The organism is Megasphaera sp. MJR8396C (assembly GCF_001546855.1).
Classification (GTDB): domain Bacteria; phylum Bacillota; class Negativicutes; order Veillonellales; family Megasphaeraceae; genus Megasphaera.
In genome coordinates this window covers 54,319-62,695 of record NZ_KQ958192.1, presented here as the reverse complement: position 1 = coordinate 62,695, position 8,377 = coordinate 54,319, and the positions used below count along the sequence as shown (strand labels likewise).

Sequence of the window (8,377 nt, the reverse complement as noted above, 5' to 3'; positions counted from 1 at the left end):
CTAGGTCTAACTTTTTGGGGTCACATCAAACGGGTGGCATTTCTTTAGGTGTAAATTCCATTGCTAATCGATACGGATATGTAGCAGATACTACGGATTCGGATGGTAATACGGTTAAGGGGAATGCAGGTAGTCCGGGCTATGATTTCGCAACTAACACCACAAGAGTGTTAGATAATATTAATGCTACCTGGCGTGCCAATAATGGTGCATTAGCTATCGGGAATGGTGGTAATCAGACTCGGCAAATCATTGGCGTAGCTGCCGGTACACAGGATACTGATGCCGTTAACGTGGCACAAATTAAGGGTTTGGCAACAGCGTTACGCACTCAAATTGCTGTTAAACAAGCCGATACTACAAATGCATTATATGGTGGCTCAGGCGTTTGGGTTAATAAAAATTCCACGAATGCAATCGCTTTAGGTACAGGTGCGTTTGCCGATACACCCAGTACGATTGCTATTGGTGATAAGGCTAGCGTTGCTTCTAACGCAAGCTTAATAGGTGGCATTGCTATTGGGAAAAATGCTTACGTCCTTAACGGTGGGGGGCTTCAGGAAGCTCAATTAGGCTTTGACCCTACCAACTGGCCAGGTGGTGGCTGGGGTGGCTATGAAACACCCACAGATCCGTCAAGAGTTGCGACCGGGATTGCCATAGGTGTTAACTCTGATGCACGTACAGGTTCAATTGATATTGGTGGCCGTGCATATATAGGCACCATGGGCGGTAAGCAAATTTCTAACAAAAATGCCGGTGGACATGTAAATCAGACTACATTGGGGACTAATAGCTACAATAAAGGCTTGTTCTCTACGATGGTAGGTTCTTACTCAATTACTACCGGAGGGTTTGACGGTTCTGGCTATTCTAATTCAAGTAGATATGCAGCACAAAACTTTGGTGCAACTGTGATCGGTTCTTTGAATAGTGTTCGCTCTAATGAAAATCGGTGGTCTGGGACATCTTACCAAGGTATTGCTAACACGATTGTAGGGTTAGGTAATATTACAGATAATACCAATGGCTCCCTGGTGTTTGGGGCAGGTAATACCATTACCAATTCTATTACCGACATTTACATGCCAACGAGTGGGGCTAACTCTGTAGATGCGATGGTGGATAAGCTTCAATCTACGATTAAGAGCTCTAATAGTGGTGGTGCGACACTAGCTATTGGTGGTGGAAACAGTGCTAACTATACTCGGACATCCTCCATCATTGGGGTTAATAATACAATGACCGGCACAAGTAGTAATATTAGCCAATATAATGCTTTGACCGGCTATAACAATACGGGTACCAATGTAACGAATGTGACGGTAACCGGTAGTAACAATACTGTATCCGGCTCTACTTCCATTGTTAACTTAGGTAACGAAAATGCTGTCGAAGATTCCAATAATACGATACTCCTCGGTGATAATCGTACCGTAACTGGTTCCGACAACAGCATTATCTTAGGCCGTGCTAATAAAGCGGCGACGACGACACTCCGTGCCGCAGCCGATACGACCTTGACGACGACGGCTGATAACGTAGTCGTTATGGGTTATAATGCCAATGCGACTGTCAATGACGGTGTAGCTTTGGGCTCGAATTCTGTGGCCAGTGTTGATAAAGGGGTAGACGGCTATAACCCAAGTGCGAAGACGTTGACCGGTACTGCCTGGACTTCGACTTTAGGCTCGGTCTCTGTCGGCGATGTATCGAATAATATGACTCGTCAGATTACGGGTGTCGCTGCCGGTACTCAGGATACGGATGCTGTTAACGTGGCACAGTTGAAAGCTAATAAAGTCGACTTAAAAGAAGGCGATAATGTAACCATTACATCCACGGTGGCTGATGATGGGGCTACGACCTATACGATTAAATCTACCGATACGAATACGACTTTAGCTAGTGGTACAGTGTCTTATGTTGGAGCCGATGGCACCTTGGTATTAACCGATTCTGCCGGTGAAAAAGTTACTGTAACCGGTTTGAAGAATACGTACCTCACTGGAGCAACTTTAAGTGGCAATACATTAACCCTTACTCAGAATGAAGGTAGTCCGATTACTGTAACCGGTATTGCTACAACAGCAGATCTTGCAACCAATAAGGTTAAATACTTCTCTGTAAAATCTGAATTAACAGCTAATCAGAATAATGATGGAGCTAAGGGTACAAATTCGATTGCTATCGGCCCGAACTCTGTAGCTCAACGTGAAAATGGGATAGCCTTGGGGACTAATGTATATTCCGGTGGCAAGGGCAGTATTGTCATCGGTAGTGATGCCAAAGTTTCTGAAAATATTGCTCTGGAAGGCAGTATCGTAATTGGTAAAGGTGCTGTGGCCTTCACCGGTGGTGGCGAACAAGAAGCTTTATTGGGCATGGATCCGACTAACTGGCCGAAGCGTGGTTCCGGTGGATATGATAACCCGACCGATGCTAGCCGCGTAGCTACATCCATCGTTATCGGTACCAATGCGTTTGGTCGTACCGGCTCGATTGATATTGGTGACCGTGTATACAAAGGCACCATGGGTGGTAAACAAATCACGGATAATAACACCGGCTTCCATGTAAATCAGACCACTTTAGGCACGAATACCTACAATAAGGGCTTGTTCTCGACTATGGTTGGTTCCTACTCTATTGCAACCGGTAGCTTTGATGGTAGCGGTAGGGCAAATACCGGGGCTTATGGTGCACAAAACTTTGGTGCTACCGTAATGGGCTCTTTGAATAGCATTCGTTCAAATGGAAGTGGAAGTTACTTCTCTCCTTCTTATCAAGGTATTGCCAATACCATTGTCGGTTTAGGTAATATTACGGATAATTCCAACGGTTCCTTAGTATTTGGCGCCGGCAACAAGATTACAAACTCTATTACATCAATTTCTATGCCGACAAGTGGCGCTGACTCTGTAGATGATATGGTTGATAAACTCCAGAGTGCGATTAAGAAATCTAATAGCGGTGGTGCTACTTTAGCCATCGGTGGTGGCAATACGGCTGATTATACTCGTACATCTTCCATCATTGGGGTAAACAACACCTTGACCGGTACAAGCAGCAATATTAGCCAGTATAACGCAATCACAGGCTATAATAACACGGCGACGAATGTAAATAATGTGACCGTAACCGGTGTTAACAACAAAGTAACCAATACAAAGACCGCTGTTGTGATTGGTGACAATCGCACGTTGACTGGCGTTAGCAATAATGTTGTTATCGGATCAGCTGATTCTGCTCTTGAAACAACGGTGAGTGATGCTGTGGCTGTTGGTAGAAACACTAATGTCACCATTGATGGCGGCGTAGCGCTTGGTGCTAACTCCGTTGCTCGCACTGATAAGGGCGTTGTAGGCTATGATCCGTCCGGGAAAATTACGGATGCGGACAGCATTTTAGGCAGCAATACTCAGTATCAGAGTCTGCTTACAGAAGTGTCTGATGCACAAACGACAGTAAATGATTTAACTGCACAGGCAGCTAGTTACCAAACCGCTATTGACCAAATTATTTCCATGTATCCTGACAATTCATATGAACAGGATGCTGGTTATCAAGGAATAAAGGCAGCTCTTGAATCAACGCAGGCGCAGTTATCTACGGCTCAGGCCGATTTGAATACTAAACAGAGTGCACTGGCTGAAGCCGGTAAAGCTCTGTACACCTGGCAATCCACGGCTGGCTCGGTGTCGGTCGGAGATGTTTCTAAAGGCATTACTCGTCAAATTACAGACGTAGCAGCCGGTACGGCAGATACTGATGCAGTTAACGTGGCTCAGCTCAAACAAGTTGCTCAAGTTGCGGATGACGCCAGCAAGACTACCTTGAAGTTCACCGGCGATGATAAAGCATCTGAAATTTCTAGAGGTAATGGTGACGTTCTCAGTATTATTGGTGGCGCAACAGCCACGGATACTGATGGTAACAGTTTATTAACGGATAGTAATATCGGTGTCGTAAAAGACGGCGACAGTGCCTTGAAGGTTCAATTGGCAAAAGACTTAACCGGTCTCACTAGCGTTCGTATTGGTGGAACTACCAGTGGTGGTATCTACATTGCTAAACAGTCTATCAACAATACGAAAGGCGCTGCTGAAGAAGGCAACTACGTCACAGGCTTAACCAATAAGACTTGGGATCCGACCAACCAGGGATATGTAAGTGGTCGTGCCGCTACGGAAGATCAGCTGAACTCCGTTTACGAAAATATTAATAAGGACATCGAAGCCAGCAAGGTAACGAGTGGTAAGAATATCACTGTTGGCAAAGATAACAAGGTTTCCTTGAACGACAACATAACCCTCGGTGGTGACACGGCAGCAAACCAGGTCAACATCAACGGTAACGACGCTAAAGTAACCGCTGGTGATGGTGCCAATAAGGTTGTCGTTGATGGCTCTAAAGGTCAAGTCACTATTGGTGATGCGGCTAATGGCGGTATCATTATGGGTAACCAGACGGACGTCAAAGGCACGAAGTCTGACAACACGACGGATTCTCAGAGCGGCCACTTCATTACCGGCCTCGACAATACGACCTGGGATCCGGCTAATAAAGGTATCGTGGAAGATCGTGCCGCTACGGAAGGTCAGTTGAAAGATATCGCGGATAAGATCAGTGACATCGATACGGCCGTTAAATCTTCCAGCCGCGTCTTTGAAAGTGACAGCGGTGCTGATAATCAGGTAACCCGTAAGAATACCGAAGCTATGAAACTTAATGGTGGTGCTGATGTCAATAACCTCTCCGACAAAAACATCGGCGTGGTAAACAACAGCGATGGCAGCGGCTTCGACATCAAGTTGTCCAAAGACATTAAGGATCTGAACAGCATCGAAGTAAACAATAAGATTACCATCGGTACTGGCGACAATCAGACGGTCATCGAAGGCGACACGATTAATACGGGCTCGGTCACGACGGGCAACACGACGATCAACAACGATGGCCTGACGATTGTAAATGAAGATTCGTCGAAGAACATTACCATCAATAACAACAACGTCAACATGGGGGGTAATGTTATCAAGAATATCGGCGAAGGTACGGATCCGACGGATGCCATTAACAAGAATCAGTTCGACCGCGCCATCAACAATATCGGCACGGGCATGAACCAGATCAATAACCGCGTCAATAAACTCGATACGCGCATCAGCCGCGTCGGTGCTGGTGCAGCTGCCTTGGCTTCTCTCCATCCGCTGGAATTCAGTCCGGAAGCGAAGTGGGAAGTCACGGCCGGTGTCGGTAATTATCGCGGCGCCAATGCCGTAGCCCTTGGTGCCTTCTATCGTCCTAATGGCGATACGATGGTTAGCATCGGTACGTCCTACGGCGGTGGCGAAAATATGGTTAATGCCGGTGTAACCTGGAGAGTTGGCGAAGGCGAAACGGCAAACTACCCGTCGAAGCAAGCCATGGCTCAGGAAATCGACAGCTTAAAATCGGTTGTAGCCGATCAGAGTGGCCAGCTCCAAGCTCAAAACAGCAAGATCGAAGCTCAGAGCGAACAACTGGAAGAACAGAACAAGAAGATTGAACAGTTGATGCAGGCCATTGCAGAATTGAAAAAATAAGATCGCTGAACTTGGCGAAGCATAATTACAGAAGCGAAAAGGCTCTCTTGAAAAAGAGGGCCTTTTTGATTTATGGAAATTTTGCATTCTTGAATTGCTCAAAAATAGTAAATAAATAGTAAAATAATTGTTTAAAAATGGAGTAGATCGTTTTTGTAATAGTACATTACCTTGACTTTATTGACAAAATTTTGTACAATATATAGAATGATAACATAAGGATATGTGGTATTGATTATTTGTAATAACTGGAGTATATCGGTTAAGTTACGATATAACTGCGAAAAATAAGACTTTATGGAGGGATGAAAGAGGGGAACTTTAGATTCTTAGTGTTGCTGCTGTATATCTGAACGAAGCATCGTGAATGCGGATTTAACAATCAGTATGCTGAATTTAAGTGGCAGTAACGTGTCTGTTTTTAGGTAATTGAGTGAAATTTTATTATCAATCTAATAGGAGGCAAGCGATATGAATAGGATTTACAAAGTCATTTGGAGCAAAGTAAAGAATTGCTATATCGTAGTTTCTGAAATAGCAAAGAGTCACAGTAAGCCCGTATCCACAAAGTTAAATGCCGGTAAAACCGTTGCGGCCGTTTTGGCTGTAGCGGCTCTTTGTGCTGGCATGACGACCAGCGTTATGGCGGCCGATCAGTATTACAGTGTTGATGATTTTGGCGGTCGTTTGGCGAGTATGGGCAATAAAGATAATAGCGGGGCTAAAGGGATTGGATCCTTAGCGGCCGGTGTTGGTGCAAGTGTTCAAAGTGATGGGTTGTATAAAGGCGCTACGGCTACCGTTGTAGGTGCATTGAATACAGTTGCGATTGATACCAGTAGTAATACTTCTGCCTATGATGGTGTTGCAAACTCTATCGTGGGTGTTGCTAATGCGACACAAAATGCTAATGCCACCTTGATTTTTGGTGCCGGCAATGCAGTAACTAATTCTTATGCAGATGTTGATCTTAATTTAGGAAATCTTGATTTAAGTAGTCCTGTGGCGCTATCGAGACAGTTGGGGGCTGCCGTAGGTACCAGTGGTGGACAGGTATTAGTTATCGGTGGTGCTAACTCCGTTGATTATGCCCGTTTCTCGGCTGTTACCGGTGTCAGCAATACTTTGAACGGTGCAGACGGTAATACGAGTGATTATAACTTTATTACCGGTGCAAAAAATACTTTGACGAATACGGATAGTACTTATGTTATTGGTTCGAAAAATACCGTATCCGATGGTTCTTCTAATGTCGTAATCGGCGATAATCGTAAATTAACAAGCACGACGGGGAACGTTGTTATCGGCTCCGCTGATGATGAAATGGAAACAACCGTATCCGATGCAACTATTCTCGGCCATAATGCTAATGCTACCGTAGCTGACGGTGTTGCTTTAGGGTCTAAATCTGTTGCCAGCGTAGCCAAAGGTGTAGTAGGCACTGTTCCGACAGGAACCACCGTATCCGATACGGATAAAGCTACTGCAACATGGACATCTACCTTAGGCGCAATTTCCGTAGGGGATACATCAAAAAATCTAACCCGTCAGATCACAGGCGTAGCAGCTGGTACACAGGCAACTGATGCTGTTAACGTGGCACAACTTAATGCTGTAAATACTAAAGTTGATAATAATGCAATTCATTTCTTTAGTGTTCGTGGATTATCTTCACAGGATAACTATAGTAATTCAGCTGCAACCGGTGAAAAATCTATTGCAATCGGGGCTAGCACGCGAACTCAAGGACACATTGGTACTGCATTGGGCTCTGATAATACTGCAAATGCTTGGGGGAGTACCGTAATTGGTAATGGTTCTGGAACTACTTACCTATTGCCGAATAGTATGTATGATCCAATTCCATTTGTTGATGGACAGGAATCGGGTTTTTCGTATACTTTTAAGCGCGATGATAATGGTAATTTTATTGATACAGGTCTTAAGGGTGGATATTCTACCACATTAGGCGCTAGTAATACGGTTATGACTTCATGGTTAAAATCAGTTGCACCTTTGGATGGATTTGGTAATACTTTGGTAGGTGGCTTTAACGAAACTGATAATGCTAATGGTGTATTTATTTTTGGTTGGCAAAATGAAATAAAAAACTCCTACTTTACAAATGATGCAAATTTACCAAACAATATATCAGAGCTAGATGGGTTCCATTCTGATGGTTTTGGTGGTTCTGTTGTGGCTATTGGTATGGACAATACTGTTGATGGAGCACAACATTCCTATATCATGGGTACTGCTAATACCGTGAATGGTAAAGTAACTAGAGGAACTGTTGAAGAAGTTGCTACCGACAATATTGTAATTGGTGATAACCATAAAGTTGACAATGCATCGCATACGGTTATTTTAGGATCCGCTGATACGGAAACAACGACTGATCAAGACGGTGTTGTCGTTGTCGGCCATAATGCCAATGCAACTACAGCCGACGGCGTAGCTTTGGGTTCTAACTCTGTAGCTAGCGTAGCTTCTGGTGTTGCAGGCACTGTTCCGACCGGAACTACTGTTTCCGATACGGATAAAGCAAGTGCAACGTGGACGTCCACCTTAGGGGCCGTCTCTGTTGGTGATAGTGCCAATAATTTAACTCGTCAGATTACGGGCGTTGCAGCCGGTACTCAGGCAACTGATGCTGTTAACGTGGCACAACTTAATGCAGTAAATACCGTGGTCAATAACTTGACAACAACTGTAGATGCTAATAAGATTCACTTCTTCGCAGTTAATTCCGGAACTAGTGGTACTAACTATAATAATGATGGCGCTAA

The 8,377-nt window shown here is 44.5% G+C and carries 2 protein-coding genes; both read left to right on the top strand.

What is annotated here, in order from left to right; translation table 11 throughout:
• The first annotated feature begins 167 nt into the window (after window positions 1–167).
• Entirely contained in the window at window positions 168–5,588 is a 5,421-nt protein-coding gene (locus HMPREF3201_RS07065; protein ID WP_231726833.1) for a YadA-like family protein, read from the top strand.
• A gap of 471 nt (window positions 5,589–6,059) precedes the next feature.
• On the top strand, window positions 6,060–8,377 hold a 2,318-nt coding region (locus HMPREF3201_RS07060), incomplete at its 3' end, for an ESPR-type extended signal peptide-containing protein (protein WP_255353904.1).